This window comes from Citrobacter tructae (genome assembly GCF_004684345.1).
Classification (GTDB): domain Bacteria; phylum Pseudomonadota; class Gammaproteobacteria; order Enterobacterales; family Enterobacteriaceae; genus Citrobacter; species Citrobacter tructae.
Genome location: NZ_CP038469.1, coordinates 4,182,986 through 4,205,342, shown reverse-complemented (window position 1 = coordinate 4,205,342; position 22,357 = coordinate 4,182,986). Strand labels below are relative to the sequence as shown.

Genomic DNA, 22,357 nt, shown 5'->3' with positions numbered 1-22,357 from the left:
CTCGGAAAATGAACGATATCGCGCATAACCTGGCACATGTCCGGGACAAAATCTCAGCCGCCGCGACGCGTTGCGGGCGGTCTTCAGAAGAAGTTACGTTACTTGCAGTGAGCAAAACCAAACCTGCGAGCGCCATCGAAGAAGCCATTGCTGCCGGACAGAAAGCCTTTGGTGAAAACTATGTTCAAGAAGGTGTGGACAAGATCCGCTACTTCAAAGAAAACGATGCTACCGGTCTGCAGTGGCACTTTATCGGCCCGCTGCAGTCCAACAAAAGTCGTCTAGTCGCTGAACATTTTGACTGGTGTCATACGATAGACCGTCTGCGCATCGCCGTCCGTTTAAGTGAACAGCGCCCGGCAGATTTACCGCCGCTGAATGTGCTTATCCAGATTAATATCAGCGATGAGAACAGCAAGTCAGGTATTCCTCTGGCGGAGCTTGATGCACTGGCCGCTGAAATCGCCGCACTACCGCGCATTACCCTGCGTGGGCTGATGGCGATTCCGGCGCCAGAGTCAGATTATGTAAGGCAGTTTGAAGTTGCACAGCAAATGGCTGTAGCATTTGCCGGGTTGAAAACACGCTACCCAAGTATCGACACGCTCTCACTGGGGATGTCTGATGATATGGATGCCGCCATCGCGGCGGGTAGCACGATGGTGCGCATCGGCACTGCCATTTTTGGTGCTCGTGATTACACTAAAAAATAAGGAAAACTAAGGAACACCATGAATACGTTGACCTTCCTGCTCTCAACGGTAATTGAGCTGTATACCATGGCGCTGCTGCTGCGCGTGTGGATGCAATGGTCTCGCTGCGATTTCTACAACCCGTTCTCGCAGTTTATTGTGAAAATCACTCAGCCTATTATTGGGCCGTTACGCCGTATTATTCCCCCGATGGGGCCAATTGACAGCGCATCAGCATTAGTCGCGCTCGTTCTAAGCTTTATCAAGGCCATTGTGCTGTTCAAAGTGGTCACGTTCCAGCCCATTATCTGGATCGCTGCCGTACTGATTGTCCTGAAGACTATCGGGCTGCTGATTTTCTGGGTACTGCTGGTAATGGCGATTATGAGCTGGGTCAGCCAGGGCCGTAGCCCTGTGGAATACGTGCTGATTCAACTGGCGGACCCGCTGCTGCGTCCTATTCGTCGTATCCTTCCGGGAATGGGTGGGATCGATTTCTCTCCGATGATCCTGGTTCTGCTGCTCTATGTCATCAACATGGGGATCGCAGAAGTTTTACAAGCGACAGGCAACATGCTGCTGCCGGGGCTGTGGATGGCGCTATGAGTGCCGTAACACCCTGCGATGACGGTCTGGTTTTACGGCTCTACATTCAGCCTAAAGCCAGCCGTGACAGTATTGTGGGTTTACATGGCGACGAAGTAAAAGTCGCCATTACCGCCCCGCCGGTCGATGGGCAAGCCAACAGCCATCTGGTGAAATTTCTCGGCAAACAGTTCCGCGTAGCGAAAAGCCAGGTCGTCATTGAGAAGGGAGAGCTTGGCCGCCATAAACAGGTTAAAATTATTCATCCGCAACAGATCCCGCCAGAAATTGCGGCGCTAACTGATTAGGTATCCCATGCAAAAAGTTGTCCTCGCAACCGGTAATGCCGGTAAAGTGCGTGAACTCGCCTCTCTCCTGAGCGATTTCGGGCTTGATGTCGTTGCCCAAACGGATCTGGGCGTTGATTCCGCAGAAGAAACCGGTCTGACGTTTATTGAGAACGCCATTCTGAAGGCCCGTCATGCCGCACAAATCACCGGCCTGCCAGCCATTGCCGATGATTCCGGCCTGGCGGTTAACGCCCTCGGCGGCGCACCGGGGATTTATTCTGCCCGCTATTCTGGTGAAGATGCGACTGACAGACAGAATCTGGAAAAACTGCTGCACACTCTGCAGGATATCCCAGACGAGAAACGTCAGGCGCAGTTCCACTGTGTACTCGTCTATATGCGCCACGCCGACGATCCAACGCCTGTTGTTTGCCACGGAAGCTGGCCGGGCATCATTACCCGTGAGCCTGCCGGAAACGGCGGTTTTGGCTACGACCCCATCTTCTTTGTGCCGTCTGAGGGTAAAACTGCAGCCGAACTGACTCGCGAAGAGAAGAGTGCCATCTCACACCGTGGACAGGCGCTGAAGCTGCTGCTGGATGCGCTGCGTAATGGTTAAGCTGCCACCGCTGAGTCTTTATATTCACATCCCGTGGTGCGTGCAGAAATGCCCCTACTGCGATTTCAACTCGCATGCGTTAAAGGGCGAAGTTCCCCATGATGATTACGTTGGGCATCTGCTGAGCGATCTGGATGCCGACGTTGCCTACGCGCAGGGCCGTGAGATAAAGACCATTTTTATTGGTGGCGGTACGCCGAGCCTGCTTTCCGGGCCGGCAATGCAAACGCTGCTGGATGGCGTGCGGGCACGTCTGAATCTGGCGGCAGATGCTGAAATCACGATGGAAGCCAATCCTGGAACAGTAGAAGCCGATCGCTTTGTTGATTATCAACGCGCCGGGGTAAACCGGATCTCTATTGGAGTACAGAGTTTTAGCGCCACTAAGCTTGAGCGTCTGGGACGTATTCACGGACCAGAAGAAGCTAAACGCGCGGCACATCTGGCGAACGGTCTGGGGCTACGCAGCTTTAACCTCGATCTGATGCACGGCTTGCCCGATCAAACGCTGGAAGAAGCGCTGGGCGATTTACAGCAGGCCATTGCGCTTAATCCGCCGCACCTCTCCTGGTACCAGCTCACCATCGAGCCCAATACCCTGTTTGGCTCCCGGCCACCGGTGTTACCAGACGATGACGCGCTGTGGGATATTTTTGAGCAAGGCCACCGGTTGCTGACCGCCGCCGGGTATCAACAGTACGAAACCTCAGCCTATGCTAAGCCGGGCTATCAGTGTCAACACAACCTGAATTACTGGCGTTTTGGCGACTACCTTGGCATTGGCTGCGGCGCGCACGGCAAAGTCACCTTCCCGGACGGACGCATCCTGCGCACAACCAAAACGCGGCATCCGCGCGGTTACATGCAGGGGCGCTATCTGGAAAGCCAGCGCGATGTGGCACAGGCCGATAAACCGTTCGAGTTCTTTATGAACCGCTTTCGGTTGCTTGAGGCTGCACCGCGTGCGGAATTCACGCACTACACCGGGCTTGCTGAAGAGGTGATTCGTAAAGAGATTGATGAGGCTATCGCACAGGGGTACCTGACGGAGTGCGAGGAGTACTGGCAAATTACCCAGCACGGTAAGTTGTTTTTAAACTCACTACTGGAATTGTTCCTGGCGGAGTAATGACATCCATGTGCTGACAGGCACATGGATGTCGAGCCCAGTAGCGCTACTGGGCTACGGGTTTATTTAATAATGCCTTTCAGCAATCTGTTTTTCTATTTGCTCCATCTGGCTATGAGCTTTTTCTTGTACAACTTTTTTATCATGAAAACTGGCCTCTATCTTAGCCAGCTTCGGGTAAAAATTGCTGTCAGTAATCACGAGGTATTTATCTTTATTTTCCGTTTTTGGCAGTGGATAACCTATATCTTTTGCCGCTGTCTGCAGGGAAAAAAACTCCGTCCTCCATCCTGAAACGGGCGTGCCAACGGATGTCACCATAGCCGAAAACTTAACCAGACGTCCTTTAACCCAGTTTTTTCCATAAAGTTATAATCGCCCGCCATCCCTGCTATGTTATAGAGATCTTCCGTAGCGGACATATCGCCCTCTGCAGACTAGGTTGCCCGATTGCCCTCAGCACTAATCAATTTTAACGAGATATTATCCAGTCGCATCAGACCGTTGAAGTCTGCATAAAACTGGTCTTTAAGAATATTGTCTGTTGGCGGGGTTATATCGTCAGCCTGGCAGTACGTTGAGGCTGGCGTCAGCAATGCAATTCCAGCAATCCATTGTTGTTTCATTCGTGGGCTTCCACCCAATATAATCACAATGGTTATTATGATAAATGATACTATTTTGCGGAATTAACTGATGTATATAAAGAATGAACCCCGGCCAAATGACCGGGGTAATTTGATTAATACTGATTAAACATTTCCTGGATCTGTTTAGGATCTTTGGTCTGCGTCAGCGCCAGTTGCAGCAGCACGCGGGCTTTTTGCGGGTTCAGCGAGCCAGAAGCCACAAATCCGTACTTCGCATCATCAACTTCTGCATCTTGCGTGGTAGCACCGGTCGGTACGCGAGAAGAACGCACGACAACGGTTCCTTTATGCGCGGCAGTTGCCAGCGTATCGAAAATGGTTTTATACAGGTTACCGTTACCCACACCGGCGCTCACAATCCCGGCGTAACCGGCATCGACCAGCGCTTTTGCCGGCAGATCGGAGGCGTTAGCGTAGTTGTAAACAATTCCGACTTTCGGCAGTTCAGTCAGCTTAGATACATCGAACGGTGTAGAGGTCGTGTGCTTACGCGCAGGAGTACGCTGGTAGTCGATTTTGCCGTTATGGATATAGCCCAGCGGGCCATAGTTCACTGCTTTGAAGGTAGCAACGTCAGTGGTGTTGGTTTTAGTCACGTCACGACCATCCAGTACGGTGTCGTTCATCACCACCAGTACGCCGCGGTTGGCAGAGGCTTTATCAGCCGCCGTCACCACTGCGTTATACAAGTTGAACGGGCCATCGGCGCTCATGCCTGTAGACGGACGCATTGCGCCCACCAGTACCACCGGCTTATTGCACTTGACGGTCAGATCGAGGAAATACGCGGTTTCCTCCATGGTATCCGTACCATGAGTCACCACGAAGCCGTCGGTTTTATCACACTCGGTATTGATCTTCTTCGCCAGCGTTAACCAGACGTCGTCGTTCATGTCCTGAGAGCCGATATTCACCACCTGCTCGCCTTTAACGACGGCAATATCTTTCAGTTGCGGCACTGCATCGACCAGATTTTCTACGCCAACCTTACCAGCCGTGTAGTTAGATTTTGTTGCGGAATCACCACCACCAGCAATCGTCCCGCCAGTAGCCAGAATGGTGATATTAGGTAAGGCGAGTGCCGCGCCGCTGAATCCCATAACCAGTGCAGCCAGTGCCGTTTTCCTGAAAAACTCCATGTTATCTCTCCAGTTACTTGAATTTGCTGCATTATGTCTATCTCGTAGATGAATAATGTGACGCAATCCAATTAACCAGATTTATATTTCCATGAAATTGTTATTCTTAGAGATGGATATCAAAAAGACAGAAAAGTACAAAATAAAACGGCACAGAATGTTTCTGTGCCGTTAAAAAGAGGTGAAGATTATTTCAGAGTGCTAACCAGCGTTTTACGATCGTTTTCCAGCGTCACCACACGGGCGCAAACGTCTTTGCCAAATTGCTGGAAGTCTTGTTCCTGATTCTTCCATTCGTTCTGAATCGAGGTTTGCAAACCACCAAGGCTACCGAGCACGCCCTGCAGCGGGTTACCGCCACCTTTGAGTACAGCTTTGGCGCCCATTTCGTTGATGCTGTCCTGTAGGATACCGCCCATCGCCTGATTCACCAGTTGCTGTCCGTCAGCACGTACCTGATCAATCGCCTTATAATGGAAGGTCAGACCGTCAGTACGATGCTCGATGATCCGGTTCATCTGCTCTTTCAATTGGGCATCAAGCTTGGTTAAACGCCCACGCATGTTACTGCTTTCACCGACTTCTTTGGCGATGATTTTATCCAGTGCTACGCGACCTTTCTCAACGCGCTCTCTGGCACCGTCATCAATCCACGGCAGGCTGCTACGCAACGCCGCCTGATAATCTTTTGCCTGCTCACGTTGTGCGGCATTCAGGTTGTACTGTTTACCGTTGAAGGTGACATCACCAGCCTGTGTAATAACCAGGTTGCCGTTTTCACCCTTCACTTGCACCGTTTGCGGACTCAAAATCACATCGTCACGCGGGGTGACGCTGCACTTATAATCAGCATGTGCGGCCATCGCCGTAAACGTCAGGAGTGCCGCCAGCAGCGTTTTGCGCATCATATCTATCCCTCAATACAAATCGGGCCGGCATTTGCCGGCCCTTCGCTACTTAGTCCCACCAAACATCGAAAAGTTCGCTGGTGCGCACTTCTTCAAGTTTGTGCTCTTCCAGCCACTTACGCACAATTGCCTGATGTTCTTCAGTACATTTGCCGATTTCCTGCAGGCAGATCAGACCTTCCCAGGCCAGATAGCCGCTGCCGTCAAAGGCCAGCTTGTTCGGTTCGATAACTTCATTGATAAAGTCATCAACGATTTGATCGACCTGCTCGCCGGTTGTACCTTCCGGGAAACGCCATGCAACCGAAAATCCTACTTCCTGGAATTCGTCGATGTGCATTTTTTTACGCAGACGACGGCTACGGTTCTTTGCCATTATTTCACCCTCTCGAACATTAAGTCCCATACGCCGTGGCCAAGACGATGACCACGTTGTTCAAATTTGGTTACCGGGCGCGATTCCGGGCGCGGTACATAATCGTTACTCTCTGACTGGTTTTTATACCCATCAATGGAGGACATCACTTCAAGCATGTGCTCCGCGTAGGCTTCCCAGTCTGTTGCCATGTGGAACACACCGCCCAGTTTCAGCTTGCTTAAGATATGCTCAGCAAACGGTACCTGAACGATACGGCGCTTATTATGACGTGCTTTATGCCATGGGTCAGGGAAAAACAGCTGAACCATAGATAAAGAATTGTCAGGAATCATTTTATGCAGCACTTCAACGGCGTCGTGACACATCACACGCAGGTTTTCGACACCCTCTTCATGGGCCGAAGCCAGGCACGCGCCAACACCCGGAGAGTGTACCTCAATGCCGAGGAAGTTCTGTTCCGGGCGCGCTTTAGCCATTGCCACCAGCGAAGCACCCATGCCAAAACCGATCTCAAGCGTCACCGGAGCGTCGCGGCCAAACAGTGCGGAAAAATCTACCGGCTCTTCGCTGAACTCAACGCCCATCACCGGCCAGTAGTTTTCCAGCGCGTGTTCTTGCCCTTTGGTCAGTCGCCCCTGGCGACGAACAAAACTACGAATCCGGCGCAGAGGGCGGCCGTTTTCATCAAATTCCGGTGAAATGACGTCGTTCTTCATAAAAGTTTAGTCTGCTTGTGATTGAGTTCTGAAAACGGGCATTATCCAAAGTTAGTTGCCGGATGCAAGTAAAGGAAGAAAGTCAGCGGCGGAAAGTTCCGGTTTACACCCTGCAGCCTCTGTGCTGCAATCTTGCCCCCAGCAATGATGAAACGGTAACCATGCAAGCGTCTCAATTTTCAGCTCAGGTGTTGAGCTGGTACGACAAATACGGGCGGAAAACGCTGCCTTGGCAAATTGACAAGACGCCTTACAAAGTCTGGCTCTCTGAGGTCATGCTGCAACAAACGCAGGTTGCGACCGTTATTCCTTATTTTGAACGCTTTATGGCGCGCTTTCCAACGGTAACCGATTTGGCCCATGCCCCGCTCGATGAAGTCCTGCATTTGTGGACCGGGCTGGGGTACTACGCGCGTGCGCGTAACCTGCATAAAGCCGCGCAGCAGGTGGCAACGCTGCACGGCGGCGCATTTCCACAAACATTTGATGAAGTAGCCGCTCTACCTGGCGTTGGGCGTTCCACCGCTGGCGCGATACTTTCACTCTCCCTGGGTCAGCATTTTCCGATTCTTGACGGTAACGTTAAACGCGTGCTGGCTCGCTGTTATGCTGTCAGCGGTTGGCCGGGAAAAAAAGAGGTCGAGAAAAAGCTGTGGCAGTTGAGCGAACAGGTTACGCCCGCCAACGGCGTTGAGCGATTTAATCAGGCGATGATGGATTTAGGCGCGCTGGTCTGTACGCGTTCGAAGCCCAAATGTTCCCTGTGCCCATTACAAAATGGCTGCCTGTCTGCCGCCAATGAAAGCTGGTCACAGTATCCCGGCAAGAAGCCGAAACAAACGCTACCGGAGCGTACAGGCTATTTTTTGCTGATGCAGCATAACAATGAAGTGTTACTCGCGCAGCGGCCACCCAGCGGCTTATGGGGTGGTTTATACTGTTTTCCGCAGTTTGAAGATGAAGACGGGCTACGTGAGTGGCTGGCGCAACGGCAAATTAACGCAGATAATCTGACCCAGCTTACTGCGTTTCGCCATACCTTTAGCCATTTCCACTTAGATATTGTGCCTATGTGGCTTCCCGTGTCCTCATTCACCGCCTGCATGGATGAAGGCAACGCGCTCTGGTATAACTTAGCGCAACCGCCATCGGTCGGACTGGCGGCTCCCGTGGAGCGTTTGTTACAGCAATTACGCGTCGGTGCGCAAGTTTAACGTGCCGGTCAATTAAGAGGATTTTTTATGAGCAGAACGATTTTTTGTACTTTCCTGCAACGCGAAGCAGAAGGTCAGGATTTTCAGCTGTACCCAGGCGAGCTGGGAAAACGCATTTATAACGAAATCTCGAAGGAAGCATGGGCGCAGTGGCAGCATAAGCAAACCATGCTGATTAACGAGAAGAAACTCAACATGATGAACGTCGAGCACCGCAAACTGTTGGAACAGGAGATGATCAACTTCCTGTTTGAAGGCAAAGACGTGCACATTGAAGGCTATACGCCGGAAGATAAAAAATAAGCGGCTATACCCGTCGTCTTTCAAGCTGCCTTTTTGTTGGCTGCCTTCGCCCACCCCAGTCACATAGTTGTCTATGCTCCTGGGGATGAGCTCAGTTGCCGCCGCGATGCTTCTCGAAATCCGAAGGGTATTTAGTGTGTTCCATTTCACAACACAACACGCACTCCCGGAATGATGAAAAAATTTCTCGCGCTTGCCGTTATTGCGCCGTTGCTCATCTCCTGTTCCAGTTCGACCAAAAAAGGCGATTCCTATAACGAAGCCTGGGTCAAGGATACCAACGGTTTTGATATTCTGATGGGGCAGTTTGCCCATAACATTGAGAATCTGTGGGGATTTAAAGAAGTGCTGATCGCGGGCCCGAAAGACTACGTCAAGTATACCGATCAGTATCAAACCCGCAGCCACATCAACTTTGATGACGGTACAATAACCGTTGAGACTATCGCCGGGACAGATCCCGCCGGACACCTGCGGCGGGCGATTATCAAGACATTGCTGATGGGCGATGATCCCGGTTCAATCGATCTCTATTCCGATGTCGATGATATCAAGATTTCCAAAGAGCCGTTCCTCTACGGGCAGGTGGTTGATAATACCGGCCAGCCTATTCGCTGGGAGGGACGCGCAACAAACTTCGCCAACTACCTGCTGCAAACGCGACTGAAGAGCCGCAGTAACGGCCTGCGTATCATCTATAGCGTGACGATTAATCTGGTACCAAACCACCTTGATAAGCGAGCGCATAAATATGTCGGCATGGTACGTCAGGCATCGCGTAAATATGGCGTCGACGAGGCGCTGATCCTCGCCATCATGCAAACTGAATCCTCCTTTAACCCGTATGCGGTCAGCCATGCTGATGCACTGGGCCTGATGCAGGTCGTGCAGCACAGCGCCGGGAAGGATGTGTTCCGCTCACAGGGCCGTTCGGGAACGCCAAGCCGCAGCTTCCTGTTTGATCCCGCCAACAACATTGATACCGGTACCGCCTACCTGGCGATGCTCAACAATGTCTATCTGGGCGGTATTGATAATCCAACCTCGCGTCGTTATGCGGTGATCACCGCGTATAACGGTGGGGCAGGAAGCGTGCTGCGCGTGTTCTCCAGCGATAAGATTCAGGCTGCAAATATTATCAACAGCATGTCGCCAGGGGATGTTTATCAAACATTAACCACTCGACATCCATCTTCGGAATCGCGTCGCTACCTTTACAAGGTCAATTCCGCACAAAAATCCTATCGACGTCGGTAATGTTTTCCCTCTTCTGTCGTGTAAAGTGAATGACAGAAGAGGGAAAAGTGTTAACTACGTCACTATTCCGCTTTGCAATTAGAAATTATTTGCAAATATTTGTCGCAGCTAACAAAAAAACACCGCCTCTCATTGATAGAATCACATCATATTGAAACGGCAAATGTGCTTTTTAAAACATCCATCCGCATTACGGTGTGAGGAAATTAACATGAATCTTAAGCTGCAGCTGAAAGTCCTTTCCTTTCTGCAGTTCTGCCTGTGGGGTAGCTGGCTCACGACCCTCGGCTCTTATATGTTTGTCACCCTTAAATTCGACGGTGCATCCATTGGTGCTGTTTATAGCTCGCTGGGGATTGCCGCCGTATTTATGCCTACGCTGTTAGGGATCGTCGCCGACAAATGGATCAGTGCGAAGTGGGTTTATGCCCTTTGCCATCTTGTTGGTGCAGGTACGCTGTTCGCCGCTGCCGAGGTCACCACACCTGGGGCCATGTTCTTTGTGATCTTGCTTAACTCCCTAGCCTATATGCCTACACTGGGGTTAATCAACACCATTTCTTACTATCGCTTGCAGTCTGCCGGGATGGATATTGTCACCGACTTCCCGCCAATCCGTATCTGGGGCACCATTGGGTTTATTCTGGCCATGTGGGCGGTTAGCTTCTCTGGCTTTGAACTGAGCCATATGCAGCTGTATATCGGTGCAACGCTGTCCGTGGTACTGGCACTATTCACCCTGACGCTGCCACATATTCCGGTAGCCAATCAGCAGAAAAACCAGAGCTGGACCTCTATGCTGGGTCTGGACGCCTTCGCCCTGTTTAAAAACAAGCGCATGGCAATTTTCTTCATCTTCTCGATGATGCTGGGCGCAGAGCTGCAAATTACCAACATGTTTGGTAATACTTTCCTGCACAGCTTCGATAATAACCCACTGTTCTCTGGTAGTTTCATCGTTGAGCATGCATCAGTGATGATGTCTATTTCGCAGATTTCTGAAACCCTGTTTATCCTGACCATCCCGTTCTTCTTAAGCCGTTACGGTATTAAGAACGTTATGCTGATCAGTATTGTGGCGTGGATGCTGCGTTTTGGCCTGTTTGCCTACGGCGATCCGACTCCGTTCGGTACCGTGCTGCTGGTTCTGTCGATGATTGTTTACGGCTGCGCCTTCGACTTCTTCAACATCTCAGGTTCAGTGTTTGTAGAGAAAGAAGTCCGTCCTGAAATTCGCGCCAGTGCACAGGGTATGTTCCTGATGATGACCAACGGATTCGGTTGTATTCTGGGCGGTCTGGTGAGCGGTAAAGTGGTTGAATATTACACGCTGAACGGTATTACCGACTGGCAGACCGTATGGTTGATCTTCGCAGGTTACTCGCTGGTTCTGGCCTTCGCTTTCGTGGCGCTGTTTAAATACAAACACGTTCGCACTCCGGCTGGCACTCAGACTATCGCGCACTAACGCGTACACAGAGAAAAGCGGGTTACCATATGGTGACCCGCTTTTTTTTGCGCTTATTTCAGCACATATCCGTACAGACGCTTAATGCCATCGGCATCAGTCTCACTGTAAACCCCTTGCAGTTCCGGAGAGAAGCCCGGCAACAAGTTAACGCCCTCTTCCAGCGCGAGGAAGTAACGCTGCACAGCTCCACCCCATACTTCACCCGGTACCACGCACAACACGCCGGGAGGATATGGCAGCGCGCCTTCTGCCGCGATACGACCGGCAGCATCACCAATACGCACCAGCTCAACATCACCACGAATAAAGGCACTGTTGGCATCCTGCGGGTTCATGGCAACGGCGGGGAAGCTCTCCTGGCGGAACATCGCCTTTTGCAGATCCTTCACATCAAAGCTCACGTACAGGTCGTGCATTTCCTGGCACAGTTCACGCAGCGTGTAATCGCGATAGCGCACCGGGTATTTGTTGAAGATGGTGGGTAGCACATCCGCCAACGGCGTATCATTCTCAATGTGCTCTTCAAACTGAGCCAACATAGCCACCAACTGCGCCATTTTCTCTGCGCTTTCTGCCGGCGTCAGCAGGAACAAAATCGAATTAAGGTCACATTTCTCCGGCACAATGCCGTTCTCACGCAGGTAGTGCGCCAGGATCGTCGCCGGGATACCGAAGTCAGTATATTGCCCGGTTTGCGCATCAATGCCCGGTGTGGTCAGCAACAGTTTGCACGGATCGACAAAGTACTGGTCGCATGCGTAGCCGTCAAAACCATGCCATTTAGCGCCTGGTTCAAAGCTAAAGAAGCGACGCTCGCTGGCAATAACTTGCGTCGGGTATGTCTGCCAGGGCTCTCCCTCCACCATCGGGGGAATAAAGGGTTGAATCATCTTACAGCGATCGATAATAGCTTTACGGGCTTCAATTCCTAACGCCACGCATTCCGCCCATAACCGACGTCCGCTCTCACCTTGATGGATTTTGGCGTTAACATCCAGCGCGGCAAATAGCGGGTAAAACGGGCTGGTGGAGGCGTGCAGCATAAAGGCGTTGTTCAACCGCTTATGCGGGCAGAAACGCGCCTGGCCGCGAATATGGTTATCCTTTTTGTGGATCTGCGAGGTTTGCGAGAACCCGGCCTGCTGTTTATGCACCGATTGAGTGACAAAAATCCCCGGATCGTTGGGTGTGAGTTCGAGCAGCAACGGCGAGCCATCCGCCATCATCGGGATAAATTGCTCATACCCAACCCAGGCGGAGTCAAACAGAATGTAGTCGCACAAGCTGCCAATCTTATCGATCACCTGCCGCGCGTTATAGATGGTCCCGTCATAGGTACCGAGCTGGATAATCGCCAGACGAAACGGACGCGGCTGGTCAGCTTTATGTGGCGCAACCTCACGGATTTGTTGGCGCAGATAGTCTTCGTTAAAGCAGTGCTCATCAATGCCGCCAATAAAGCCGAACGGATTACGCGCCGCCTCCAGGTAAACCGGCGTAGCGCCGGCCTGGATCAGCGCGCCATGGTGGTTTGACTTATGGTTGTTACGGTCAAACAGCACCAGATCCCCACGCGTCAGCAGCGCGTTGGTCACCACTTTATTGGCGGCTGAGGTGCCGTTCAGCACAAAGTATGTTTTATCTGCATTAAATACTTTTGCCGCAAACTTCTGCGCATGCTTTGCCGACCCTTCATGGATCAGCAAATCACCCAGCTTAACGTCAGCATTGCACATATCCGCGCGAAACAGATTTTCGCCAAAGAACTCATAAAAATGCCGCCCGGCAGGATGTTTTTTAAAAAACGCACCGTGCTGATGGCCTGGGCAGGCAAAGGTACTGTTACCCATTTCGACATATTGCGTCAGCGTGTCATAGAACGGCGGCAGCAGATCGTCCTCATAGCGACAGGCGGCAGATTCCAGCTCCAGCCACTCCTGTACATTACCGCTAATAACCGCTTCAACGCCCGCAGGCAATTCGACAGTAACCTCTGAGAAAATAAACACCGGTAAATGAAAACCTGTGCGTTTAAGTAAAGCCAGGATCCCGCTGCGGCTGTCTGCAACGGTAATGACGACTGCCGCAACATCAGTAAAATCGGTACTGTCCAGTGATACCACCTGACGATGGGTAGACAGACGAGAGACCAGTTCACCACTGGCGGCAATTTTCATTGATTTCATAAGCGCAAAAACCCGTTTCGGGAAAGTCAAAGTCCCGGACAAAGCCACACGGCTTTGTCCCACGAAATGTTTGGTCAAACGGGTTACCAGCCCCGACCGCCAGACATCAGTAAAAGCAGATAGCCTCTGATTTTACTGTTATCCTGCAGTGAGCGTGCGCCGCCGTCACCGCATGGTGGGAGACTGAGGGTATGTCGCAGAAAGGGGTAAACTTCGCGCAAAAAGGCGATGTTGAAGGTGATGTAGGGGGAATCGATTCATCCCAGGCAACCCCATTCAGACAGGAGAAAATTCGCGCAATCATGGCACCTTTCACTATCAGGCGCAAGACAAAATCCTATGCATATATCTCACAGATAAACAAGCATTTCACCTGACAATTGCGTCATAATAATGCAATCTAAAAACATAAATATATCCCCCAAATTACCTTCGTCATCAAGGCGATAACGGATATGCAGGAGCGCATGTGGTAATCGGACCTTTTATTAATTCCAGCGCCGTTTTACTGGGTGGCGTTCTTGGCGCGCTGCTCAGCCAGCACTTACCAGAACGCATTCAGGTCTCAATGACCTCCATTTTCGGGCTGGCCTCTCTCGGTATTGGGATCTTACTGGTGATCAAGTGTGTCAACCTGCCGGTCATGGTGCTGGCTACGCTTGTCGGTACGCTGATTGGCGAGTTTTGCCATCTGGAAAAAGGAATTAATGCAGCGGTAGCCAAAGCGCAGCAGCTTTTCAGCAGGTCGGATGCCAACGCCACGCACGAGTCCTTTATCCAAAGCTTTGTTGCCATCATCGTACTGTTCTGCGCCAGCGGTACCGGGATTTTTGGGGCGATACATGAAGGGATGACTGGTGATCCGAATATTTTAATCGCGAAATCGTTTCTCGATTTCTTCACTGCTATCATCTTCGCCTGTTCACTGGGTATCGCGGTATCTGCTATTTGTGTGCCGATGCTGGCAATCCAGTTAACGCTTGCCGCCTGCGCAGCACTGATTTTGCCCCTAACGACGCCAGCCATGATGGCCGATTTCAGCGCCGTGGGTGGACTGCTATTGCTGGCAACCGGTTTGCGTATTTGTGGAATCAAAATGTTTGCAGTCGTAAATATGCTTCCCGCCCTGCTGCTGGCCATGCCGCTTTCCGCCGCGTGGACTGCATTTTTTGCCTAAGAATGCGTGCAATACCAGCAATGTGGTGATAGATTGTGCAGTCTGCATTGATTTGAAGAAATTTCGTTGACGAAGCGAAGTGAATCGGGTTTAATGCGCCTCGTTGCCCGGATAGCTCAGTCGGTAGAGCAGGGGATTGAAAATCCCCGTGTCCTTGGTTCGATTCCGAGTCCGGGCACCACTATTTAAAGAAACCAGCCTACGGGCTGGTTTTTTGCTTTTGGGGTTCCGGTAGATTTCTGGGAATTCTGACCACAGATGCCGCCACTCTGTCTCTTCTATCTAACCTGAGCATTTCTCTTGAGCAGCTACCAACCCCTCTGGTCGCAGTGGCCTTGCCTGTCAGACTTCCTATCCCCGATAAACACTATTTCCATCATGTGTACTTGGCTAACGGATTCATCACCGCAAGGCTACATCTGGTCTTTGTCCGGTCCAGAGAAGAACTGTTGCTTATCTGAAATGCAAACAGCCTCATCTGGAATCATTACCGTACCCACCCTCTCTGTGTAAGCGTCCCCAGACAAGCATGGTGCAGCGGGCTTCATCGAATTAATCAGGAATAAAGAACACACTGCCCTTATCGTCACGCTCCAGCAGCGACCAGCAGGCGCGAAATTTCTTGCCGTGTCTGTCTTCGAATTCCGGTAACACCTGACCTTCTCTGGTTTGAAGATATTGCGTCGTACCATTAACGATAGTGGCCCAACGACCTGCATAAGGGGCTAAGTCGCCATCCCAGCGGGTTATACGCTCTGGGTCGAATGATTTTCCCTCATCTTCTTTTTCCAGTTCCGCACTGGCTTCATCGAAGCGGGCAAACCACGCCATGGAAGACTCTTCCTCAAACTGAAAGTTTTCGTGCCCGGAGTAAAAATGCAGGCCGTTATGCCCGTCCTGACGAATAGGTTTAATCATCTGGTTTACTTTTACCAACAATGGCGGCAACTCTTCAGTTTTCGTCTCCCCCAATGCTGGCGGCAATGCACCTGCCTTCAAAATAAGGCCGCTGTTATAAGGCAATAGCTCGATTTCTGGTGTCTTCTTCAGGCGATGAGCCAGTTTCTCAGCACCGCCCAGTTTTTCCAGCCACGGATTGCCCAGAATAGTATACCAGCAGGCGCCTTTTACACCTTCCACAGCCTCACCGCCTTCCAGTGTCCCCAGAGAATCAACCATCACGCCAGGGAAGCGCTGGGCCAGCGCATATTCATATGGGAACATCCGTTCGCGAGCGTAAGGCAAAACAAACGACAACCCAGCATAACCACTTTCAACAGCAAAAGTGTCACAGAGCCACATCAACCATGACTGAAAATGTTCCTTACCCTCAGTGTCCTTAAGTCGTGATAGTGGGAAAGTCAGCTTAATGACAGACCGATCATTATCGTTATGAAAAACTCGCGTATTCATCACCAAAATACTGTAATCCGGTGACTGGTAATCCTTGTCAGCGCTTCCCAGATACCAAGAGGCCGTTTCTTGTTCTGTTAACTCCAAAAGCTGTTGCCGCTTTTTCTGGTAATTATTTTCTGTGATGCCGACCCATTTTTTCCCGTATACCGTTTTCTTCAGACACGGCTTAAATTCGCCATAATAGCGATCCACGCACTCCACCATATTACGGCGAACTTCGGGGGTATGACCGTCCTTAAAAAACACGGTGATAATCAGCCCAAGATTCACCGCCTGACTGCCATCCCTATACTTCACCGACGCTTCAGGCAGCCACTTCTCGATATAATTCAGTTCAAAATCCTTCAGTTCCATCATTATTCCTTATTGGGTTGCGAGTGTCCCGACTGCTCCGGTACCCCACCCTCTCTGTGTAAGCGTCCCCCAGACAAGCATGGTGCAGCGGGCTTCATCGAATTAATCAGGAATAAAGAACACACTGCCCTTATCGTCACGCTCCAGCAGCGACCAGCAGGCGCGGTATTTCTTGCCGTGTCTGTCTTCGAATTCCGGTAACACCTGACCTTCTCTGGTTTGAAGATATTGCGTCGTACCATTAACGATAGTGGCCCAACGACCGGCATAAGGGGCCAAGTCGCCATCCCAGCGGGTTATACGCTCAGGCTCGAATGATTTGCCCTCATCTTCTTTTTCCAGCTCCACACTGGCTTCATCGAAGCGGGCAAACCACGCCATGGAAGACTCTTCCTCAAACTGAAAGTTTTCGTGCCCGGAGTAAAAATGCAGGCCGTTATGCCCGTCCTGACGGATAGGTTTAATCATCTGGTTTACTTTTACCAGCAATGGCGGCAACTCTTCAGTTTTCGTCTCCCCCAATGCTGGCGGCAATGCACCTGCCTTCAAAATAAGGCCGCTGTTATAAGGCAATAGCTCGATTTCTGGTGTCTTCTTCAGGCGATGAGCCAGTTTCTCAGCACCGCCCAGTTTTTCCAGCCACGGATTGCCCAGAATAGTATACCAGCAGGCGCCTTTTACACCTTCCACAGCCTCACCGCCTTCCAGCGTGCCTAGTGAATCCACCATTACGCCTGGAAAACGTTGGGCCAGCGCGTATTCATAGGGAAACATTCTTTCGCGGTCATATGGAAGGACAAAGGATAGTCCTGCATAGCCACTTTCAACCTTAAATGTGTCGCACAGCCATATCAGCCAGGCCTGATAACGTTCTTTACCATCGGACTCTTTCAGCAATGACAACGGGAATACCAGTTTAATGACAGAACGATCATTATCATTGTGGTAGATCCGTTTACCCATAATCAGAATGCTGTAATCGGGAGCCTGATAGGTTTCAATCCCAGAGCTAAGTACCCAACTGAATATTTCCTCAGGCGTTGAATCCAGTATCTCCTGTCGCAGTTTTGCGTAGTTCTTTTCCGTTATTGTCGTCCATTTCTTTACGGGCAACGTTTTTTTCAAGTGAGGCTTAAACTCGCTATAGAAGCGATCCACGCACTCCACCATCTTACGGCGAACCTCCGGGGTATGGCCGTCCTTAAAAAACACGGTGATTATCAGCCCAAGATTCACCGCCTGGCTGCCGTCTTTATACTTAACTGATGCTTCCGGCAGCCACTTCTCGATATAATTCAGCTCAAAATCCTTCAGTTCCATCATCATTCCTTATTGGGTTGCCAGTGTGCCGACGGCTCCGGCACCGAGGACCGCAGCCAGTGTTTCCCACGCCGCGATGGCCAGACGAACAATCAGTATAAATGCGGCCAGAAGGGCTTCCGGGATGCCGAGCGTTACGACAAGTATTCCCACCCCGACGGCAACCAACACCACGCCAACGGTTTTCGCTACCGTCGTCAGCACCTGTATCCAGTCTACCTGTTTCAGCATCGCCAGCGTCATATCCGTCGCTTTCTGTATCGCTGACCATGCGGCCCGGAGCTGTTCATCCGTCCACGTTGCCGCAGCGCGCCCGGTCCTGCTTACCCAGTGCCATGCCTGGCTTCCCTGATAGTAAACCCACTCTCCGCTGTCATTCAGCCAGCCTGCAACCTGATTCAAATCCCGTTGCATCTCTTTTGACAACGCATTCCAGCCTGCTGCGACGTTGTTGATAACCCCTTCGCTGAGGTCTGCAACCGCCTTTCCGGCATAGGTCCATGGCTCTACCCTTGCTGGTATTGGTGATGCAGGTGGCCGGGGAGTAAAGATCGGGGGATACAGGAACAGTGGCCAGTACTTCGCCCCGCTGGTCTTCCAGGCTTTCATCGTCACGTTAACTACCTGATCACTCCACTGCTGTTCTTCTGTACGACAGTCGTGGATCTCCAGAATGGTCATACGTTTACGATTTCCGCCAACAATTTTCAGATATTCATCGTATTGATCTTCTTTAAGCGTATCCCCCGGAAACTTCACTTCAACCAAGCGCTCCAGATTATCCACATGCTTCTGGCTTTCCGTATCCGGGCCCGCCAGTCCCGGCCAGCGGTCATATTTGTTTTTTACAATGATGACATCCGGGCGACGATAGATACCACTGCCTGGCACCGGGAAGGGGTTGGTGGTGTGTCGCCTCCCAGGCCCCTCTTTCAGCAGCGTGCTACTGAGGAAGGGGCGCGGCGGCGTGGTCCGCATATCGAATGGCACTTCGGCCTTATACCACCACTGATAGTTGCGTGCGATTTCATCCACCCGGATAAGCCCGCTCATCATCAGTTGCTTGAGGCTCATCTGGTAGCTTTTCCCGTTGCGACGAATTTCAGTCGATAACCGGGGGAAGCGCATGGCGTATTCAACTTTAATGTGCAGGTACTGGCGGTTATCCGGGGTCGGTAAATGGGACTGCTTCTCGGTCATTTCAATACCAGTTGTTGTGCAGTCCCACGCCTTATTGTTGATCCCGGTAGGGATATCTGCTGCCGGGGTATCGGGTAAATCTGGCATTGTCATGATGTCTTCTCCCTGAGCTCGGTCGCCAGTTGCTGATTATCCTCATCACCGATAAACCACATGGCTTCTTTCGGCTCTGGCTTGCTTTGGACGATATGCAGATCCACCTCTTCCTGCTCAGGGGTATATACCGGCACAGTCCAGCCCTCTTCATTGCTGTAACCTGTCGCAGTCTGCCCGGACGGAGTTTTCAGGCTATAGGGAGTTCCCGCCAGAATATTGCCCTGTTCATCCTGAAGCTGGTAAACGGCGGAATAAATATGCGATGTCCCCATCAGCGGAAACGACAAGGGCATTTCAGTTGGCCTGGTATGATGGGTTCGCTTTATCTTGCGAGTGTAGGTCGTGTCCGTGCCGTACTCGATTTTCCCGCCTTCAATGATGAGATAGCTGCCGCCACCTATCAGCGTCACTTTCTTCTTCCCGGCGAACAGCATGTCACTGGCCGAAATCAGACTCAGTTTCTGTTCAGCGGAGAGATGCATTTCACCGTTCTGGGCCTGAATCTGCACCGGGCCTTCGCTGGCGTTAACGCTGAGTTTACCGGTGCGGGCAAACAGGCCGATTTTATCTCCGGCAAGGATGCTGGTGTTACCCATCGAACCGATGCTGACATCGCCCCCGGCATTTATCGCCACGTTATCGGCGGCGGCAAGCTGCATATGCTCCCCGCTGGTGAATGTCACCCCGTCCGGACCGTGGACGTGGATCATTTCGTTCAGCGGCTTCAGGCGTTTATCAAACATCGCTATCTGGCTGGCAATATCTGCCTCCAGCGCCTGAGCCTGTTCGGCGGCAGCGGCTAACTGCTGGAGCTGATTACGGCAAACCTCGATTTCACGCAGTGCCGTTTCCATATCCAGTACTTCACCCGCAGCTTTGGTCTGTCCTTCAGCGGTGATAAAGAGGCCTTTCGCCACACGAATAACGCCATGCTCATCGGTTCGCAGCTCGAAGCCCGAGCCGCGCGGTTTGCCCTGCTCATCTGTGATATGGCCCTGATTGAGCTGCGTCGCGCCATAAGGCGTGGTCAGGGCGATATGTTCTTCGCCGCGCTTGTCTTCCATCCGCAGTTCGTTCCCGGCGGCGGTGCGCAGAATGTTCTGGCTGCGGTTGTCACGGGTCACGATGTCGACGTGTTCAGAATCATGGAAAGCATGGGCGATGTACGGGCGGTCAATATCGCCGCCGTCATAGGCGATGCCCACTTCGGTGCCATCAATCAGCGGCATGTGCCAGCCATATTCTTCCCCGGCATACGGCTTCGCCTGACGCACCCACAGGTAATTAAAACCGGGCTCTGCATCTTCGCGGCTGAAGTCCAGCTTCACCCGGTAGCGGCCTGAATTGTCGAGATGGGCGTAAGTATCATTCTTCTCGCGGCTTTCGATGCGGGCGGGAAGTGTGCCGTGAATCTGCGGGCGGGAGATTTCTGTCGGACGAAAGCAAAACTGCTCGCTGTAGGGCATGCCCCACACCGAAACATGCAGACGGGAGTCGCGGGCCGCCTGGAAGGAGGTGAACGTAATCAGAACCCCTTCGCTGAGCGCACTGAGTGTGCTGCCGGGAGTTTCCAGTACCTGGCCGGGAGTGAGGCCAGAGGCGTTGCTGAACAGATGCAGCCTTGCGGATTTATTCAGTTCACGCTCGTGGTGGATACGGGCCAAGAATGCGCCAGTTTCCGTTTCTGGCTCGGACGTGGTGTCGTCACCCGCTTCCAGAAACGGCCCGCCATAGCGGTAATGCTCGCCGGTAGTGGTGGCATCGTTGCGCACAACCACCGTTGAGTTCATCGGCTCTGCAGCACGGCAATAGTTGTAATCGCGGGTCTGTACCAGCCCGGTCACGGTATTGTGCCAGCTTCGCAGACCCCAGACGGACTCTTCCGATCCGTCGTACAGCCCGGCAGGCTCCTGATAGGGCTCAGTGACACCAAACTCATAGCCTGTCTGGCTGTCAGAGAAGGTGACGGTGTCCAGTCCGGTAACCGCATTCACCCCACAGCGATACCAGATGCCGGTTTCTGCCAGCAGGCGATGGACAAATTCAAGATCACTTTCCCGCCACTGTGTGAGCAGCTCGCGCGTCGGGTAGCTCCGCTCAAGCTTAAACTCGAAGTCACTGCCTTCAAGACCGTGCGCCCGCAAAATAATCTCCACCAGTTCCGGGACAGACCGATTCTGCCAGACAGAACAGCGACGAGTCAGGTTCATCAGAGAGAGGCGGGACGTGAGCGTGATGGCAAAGTGCCGCTGGTCCACGCTGGAACCAAGCCACTCAAAACCGGTGATCACGCCGTGCACGATCTTACCATTGCGCATTAACAGGCTGGCATATTTCAACAGAACCTCACTGCTCACCACGTCTTGCGGTGTAGTGAACTCGATTCGCCAGGAGAAAGGTTTGCTCAGTGCTTCAGTGCCGCGAAAGCGCAGCACATCGGGTAAAACAGGACTGTTATTGATTGTTAAAGTATAGGGGGAGACTGGTTCCATCAGCTCAATTCTTAGTATAATCAGTGACCTGAAATTGTCTGATGATTAACCATACAAATCAAGAGAGTTGACGATATTTCAGACAAAAAGGTTATTATGAAGGTATTCATTTCGGCAGGAGCTGAACGGATAAATCTGAACTTATGTCAAATGTTACAGTTGCAACCCTTACGGAGTACCGGCCGATCTCAAAGGGGAGCTATAAACATGTACCACTGAACCCATTTTCGATCTCTAATCCAGGTCTTTATGCTTTGATAAATTTGATTAAACCCATTTCAAACAAATACCACAAACTGATCATTAGCAATAAATCCTACTGAGAGTAGTATATCTATACTATTCCTCCCTGATAGCATAGATAGTTTGTTAGTCATGGTTAGTATTATTGATGCAGGTAAGCGTGGAAATTCATCATTAGCAGGGTCACTCTAAAGAAATCGAATTAACAGTAATGCCCCCTTCCATATGATATATCACTTCAAATAAAATCAATCATCATTAATGAAATGAAGTTGCATGCATATTCATTTATATATTATTCATATGAATTATTACTTATTAACCAGCACGTTTCCTGAAAATCATTCTGTAAAGCGCAAATCAGTTTCTTTCATTCACTGCCCCCGTGCGTCTTTTTCACGGGAAAACGACGGGGAAGACCAGAGACAGACCGGAGAATATCGGGCCCTCTTCCCCCTCACCCCATGATCGGCAATGCTAGTTCATAGCCATGCTGCCTTTTCTGCCACGGTTCGCATAAT

19 protein-coding genes, 1 tRNA gene and 1 pseudogene are annotated in these 22,357 nt (G+C 51.4%); 11 read left to right on the top strand and 10 right to left on the bottom strand.

The window, feature by feature from the left end; genetic code table 11:
• Positions 1-8 precede the first annotated feature (8 nt).
• The 5 genes from E4Z61_RS20815 to hemW are packed head-to-tail and all read left to right on the top strand — an operon-like array spanning position 9 to position 3,315.
• A complete protein-coding gene (locus E4Z61_RS20815; RefSeq protein WP_135324367.1) occupies positions 9-713 on the top strand; it encodes a YggS family pyridoxal phosphate-dependent enzyme in 705 nt (234 codons plus the stop codon).
• Between the two features lie 18 nt (positions 714-731).
• The gene (locus E4Z61_RS20810) at positions 732-1,298 is read left to right on the top strand and encodes a YggT family protein (RefSeq protein WP_003825417.1); all 567 of its coding nucleotides are present in this window, start codon (positions 732-734) and stop codon (positions 1,296-1,298) included.
• Positions 1,295-1,585, top strand: coding sequence for a DUF167 family protein YggU (gene yggU, locus E4Z61_RS20805; RefSeq protein ID WP_003027101.1), 291 nt, complete (start codon positions 1,295-1,297; stop codon positions 1,583-1,585). Before E4Z61_RS20810 ends, yggU begins: the two co-directional genes overlap by 4 nt.
• A gap of 7 nt (positions 1,586-1,592) precedes the next feature.
• Entirely contained in the window at positions 1,593-2,186 is a 594-nt protein-coding gene (locus E4Z61_RS20800; protein ID WP_135324366.1) for an XTP/dITP diphosphatase, read from the top strand.
• Positions 2,179-3,315 (top strand): radical SAM family heme chaperone HemW, encoded by a 1,137-nt coding sequence (gene hemW / locus E4Z61_RS20795; RefSeq protein ID WP_135324365.1) that lies wholly within the window; start codon positions 2,179-2,181, stop codon positions 3,313-3,315. The genes E4Z61_RS20800 and hemW overlap by 8 nt, the downstream gene beginning before the upstream one ends.
• 66 nt (positions 3,316-3,381) lie before the next feature.
• On the opposite strand, the pseudogene E4Z61_RS20790 reads toward hemW, so the two are convergent.
• The 5 genes and pseudogenes from E4Z61_RS20790 to trmB form a co-directional block, all read right to left on the bottom strand.
• A pseudogene (locus tag E4Z61_RS20790) lies at positions 3,382-3,941 on the bottom strand (DUF1202 family protein).
• A gap of 116 nt (positions 3,942-4,057) precedes the next feature.
• Entirely contained in the window at positions 4,058-5,104 is a 1,047-nt protein-coding gene (gene ansB / locus E4Z61_RS20785) for an L-asparaginase 2 (RefSeq protein WP_135324364.1), read from the bottom strand.
• A gap of 188 nt (positions 5,105-5,292) precedes the next feature.
• The gene (locus E4Z61_RS20780) at positions 5,293-6,012 is read right to left on the bottom strand and encodes a YggN family protein (protein ID WP_135324363.1); all 720 of its coding nucleotides are present in this window, start codon (positions 6,010-6,012) and stop codon (positions 5,293-5,295) included.
• A 49-nt stretch (positions 6,013-6,061) separates the two neighbouring features.
• Positions 6,062-6,388: a YggL family protein gene (locus E4Z61_RS20775; RefSeq protein WP_135324362.1), complete on the bottom strand. Its 327-nt coding sequence runs from the start codon at positions 6,386-6,388 to the stop codon at positions 6,062-6,064.
• Positions 6,388-7,107: a tRNA (guanosine(46)-N7)-methyltransferase TrmB gene (gene trmB / locus E4Z61_RS20770; protein WP_135324361.1), complete on the bottom strand. Its 720-nt coding sequence runs from the start codon at positions 7,105-7,107 to the stop codon at positions 6,388-6,390. The genes E4Z61_RS20775 and trmB overlap by 1 nt, the downstream gene beginning before the upstream one ends.
• A 161-nt stretch (positions 7,108-7,268) precedes the next feature.
• On the opposite strand from trmB, the gene mutY reads away from it, so the two are divergent.
• The 4 genes from mutY to E4Z61_RS20750 all read left to right on the top strand — a co-directional run bounded on the left by mutY (position 7,269) and on the right by E4Z61_RS20750 (position 11,349).
• Positions 7,269-8,321: an A/G-specific adenine glycosylase gene (gene mutY, locus E4Z61_RS20765; RefSeq protein ID WP_135324360.1), complete on the top strand. Its 1,053-nt coding sequence runs from the start codon at positions 7,269-7,271 to the stop codon at positions 8,319-8,321.
• Positions 8,322-8,348: 27 nt separating this feature from the next.
• Positions 8,349-8,624: an oxidative damage protection protein gene (locus E4Z61_RS20760; protein ID WP_042998071.1), complete on the top strand. Its 276-nt coding sequence runs from the start codon at positions 8,349-8,351 to the stop codon at positions 8,622-8,624.
• A 171-nt stretch (positions 8,625-8,795) separates the two neighbouring features.
• Positions 8,796-9,881 carry a membrane-bound lytic murein transglycosylase MltC gene (mltC, locus tag E4Z61_RS20755; RefSeq protein WP_135324359.1) on the top strand — a complete coding sequence of 362 codons (1,086 nt, stop codon included), beginning with the start codon at positions 8,796-8,798 and terminating at the stop codon, positions 9,879-9,881.
• 211 nt (positions 9,882-10,092) lie between these two features.
• A complete protein-coding gene (locus E4Z61_RS20750; protein WP_135324358.1) occupies positions 10,093-11,349 on the top strand; it encodes a nucleoside permease in 1,257 nt (418 codons plus the stop codon).
• A 53-nt stretch (positions 11,350-11,402) separates the two neighbouring features.
• On the opposite strand, the gene E4Z61_RS20745 is transcribed toward E4Z61_RS20750, so the two are convergent.
• Positions 11,403-13,538 carry an ornithine decarboxylase gene (locus tag E4Z61_RS20745; RefSeq protein ID WP_135324357.1) on the bottom strand — a complete coding sequence of 712 codons (2,136 nt, stop codon included), beginning with the start codon at positions 13,536-13,538 and terminating at the stop codon, positions 11,403-11,405.
• A gap of 469 nt (positions 13,539-14,007) precedes the next feature.
• Between E4Z61_RS20745 and E4Z61_RS20740 the strand changes: the two genes are divergently transcribed.
• Positions 14,008-14,715: a DUF554 domain-containing protein gene (locus E4Z61_RS20740; RefSeq protein WP_135324356.1), complete on the top strand. Its 708-nt coding sequence runs from the start codon at positions 14,008-14,010 to the stop codon at positions 14,713-14,715.
• Between the two features lie 105 nt (positions 14,716-14,820).
• A tRNA-Phe gene (locus E4Z61_RS20735) sits at positions 14,821-14,896 on the top strand.
• A 371-nt stretch (positions 14,897-15,267) separates the two neighbouring features.
• Here the strand turns inward: E4Z61_RS20735 and E4Z61_RS20730 are convergent.
• From E4Z61_RS20730 to E4Z61_RS20715, 4 genes are all read right to left on the bottom strand, one after another.
• Positions 15,268-16,485, bottom strand: coding sequence for a DUF3396 domain-containing protein (locus E4Z61_RS20730; protein WP_135324975.1), 1,218 nt, complete (start codon positions 16,483-16,485; stop codon positions 15,268-15,270).
• A 102-nt stretch (positions 16,486-16,587) separates the two neighbouring features.
• The gene (locus E4Z61_RS20725) at positions 16,588-17,805 is read right to left on the bottom strand and encodes a DUF3396 domain-containing protein (RefSeq protein ID WP_135324355.1); all 1,218 of its coding nucleotides are present in this window, start codon (positions 17,803-17,805) and stop codon (positions 16,588-16,590) included.
• 9 nt (positions 17,806-17,814) lie between these two features.
• Positions 17,815-19,098 carry a VRR-NUC domain-containing protein gene (locus E4Z61_RS20720; protein WP_135324354.1) on the bottom strand — a complete coding sequence of 428 codons (1,284 nt, stop codon included), beginning with the start codon at positions 19,096-19,098 and terminating at the stop codon, positions 17,815-17,817.
• Positions 19,095-21,593 (bottom strand): type VI secretion system Vgr family protein, encoded by a 2,499-nt coding sequence (locus E4Z61_RS20715; protein WP_135324353.1) that lies wholly within the window; start codon positions 21,591-21,593, stop codon positions 19,095-19,097. The genes E4Z61_RS20720 and E4Z61_RS20715 overlap by 4 nt, the downstream gene beginning before the upstream one ends.
• Positions 21,594-22,357 lie beyond the last annotated feature (764 nt).

What these genes read in the sequence shown, in the direction of transcription:
- E4Z61_RS20815 (WP_135324367.1), top strand. Translation starts at nt 9, where the DNA reads ATGAACGATATCGCGCATAACCTGGCACATGTCCGGGACAAAATCTCA.
- E4Z61_RS20810 (WP_003825417.1), top strand. Translation starts at nt 732, where the DNA reads ATGAATACGTTGACCTTCCTGCTCTCAACGGTAATTGAGCTGTATACC.
- yggU (WP_003027101.1), top strand. Translation starts at nt 1,295, where the DNA reads ATGAGTGCCGTAACACCCTGCGATGACGGTCTGGTTTTACGGCTCTAC.
- E4Z61_RS20800 (WP_135324366.1), top strand. Translation starts at nt 1,593, where the DNA reads ATGCAAAAAGTTGTCCTCGCAACCGGTAATGCCGGTAAAGTGCGTGAA.
- hemW (WP_135324365.1), top strand. Translation starts at nt 2,179, where the DNA reads ATGGTTAAGCTGCCACCGCTGAGTCTTTATATTCACATCCCGTGGTGC.
- ansB (WP_135324364.1), bottom strand. Translation starts at nt 5,104, where the DNA reads ATGGAGTTTTTCAGGAAAACGGCACTGGCTGCACTGGTTATGGGATTC.
- E4Z61_RS20780 (WP_135324363.1), bottom strand. Translation starts at nt 6,012, where the DNA reads ATGATGCGCAAAACGCTGCTGGCGGCACTCCTGACGTTTACGGCGATG.
- E4Z61_RS20775 (WP_135324362.1), bottom strand. Translation starts at nt 6,388, where the DNA reads ATGGCAAAGAACCGTAGCCGTCGTCTGCGTAAAAAAATGCACATCGAC.
- trmB (WP_135324361.1), bottom strand. Translation starts at nt 7,107, where the DNA reads ATGAAGAACGACGTCATTTCACCGGAATTTGATGAAAACGGCCGCCCT.
- mutY (WP_135324360.1), top strand. Translation starts at nt 7,269, where the DNA reads ATGCAAGCGTCTCAATTTTCAGCTCAGGTGTTGAGCTGGTACGACAAA.
- E4Z61_RS20760 (WP_042998071.1), top strand. Translation starts at nt 8,349, where the DNA reads ATGAGCAGAACGATTTTTTGTACTTTCCTGCAACGCGAAGCAGAAGGT.
- mltC (WP_135324359.1), top strand. Translation starts at nt 8,796, where the DNA reads ATGATGAAAAAATTTCTCGCGCTTGCCGTTATTGCGCCGTTGCTCATC.
- E4Z61_RS20750 (WP_135324358.1), top strand. Translation starts at nt 10,093, where the DNA reads ATGAATCTTAAGCTGCAGCTGAAAGTCCTTTCCTTTCTGCAGTTCTGC.
- E4Z61_RS20745 (WP_135324357.1), bottom strand. Translation starts at nt 13,538, where the DNA reads ATGAAATCAATGAAAATTGCCGCCAGTGGTGAACTGGTCTCTCGTCTG.
- E4Z61_RS20730 (WP_135324975.1), bottom strand. Translation starts at nt 16,485, where the DNA reads ATGGAACTGAAGGATTTTGAACTGAATTATATCGAGAAGTGGCTGCCT.
- E4Z61_RS20725 (WP_135324355.1), bottom strand. Translation starts at nt 17,805, where the DNA reads ATGGAACTGAAGGATTTTGAGCTGAATTATATCGAGAAGTGGCTGCCG.
- E4Z61_RS20720 (WP_135324354.1), bottom strand. Translation starts at nt 19,098, where the DNA reads ATGACAATGCCAGATTTACCCGATACCCCGGCAGCAGATATCCCTACC.
- E4Z61_RS20715 (WP_135324353.1), bottom strand. Translation starts at nt 21,593, where the DNA reads ATGGAACCAGTCTCCCCCTATACTTTAACAATCAATAACAGTCCTGTT.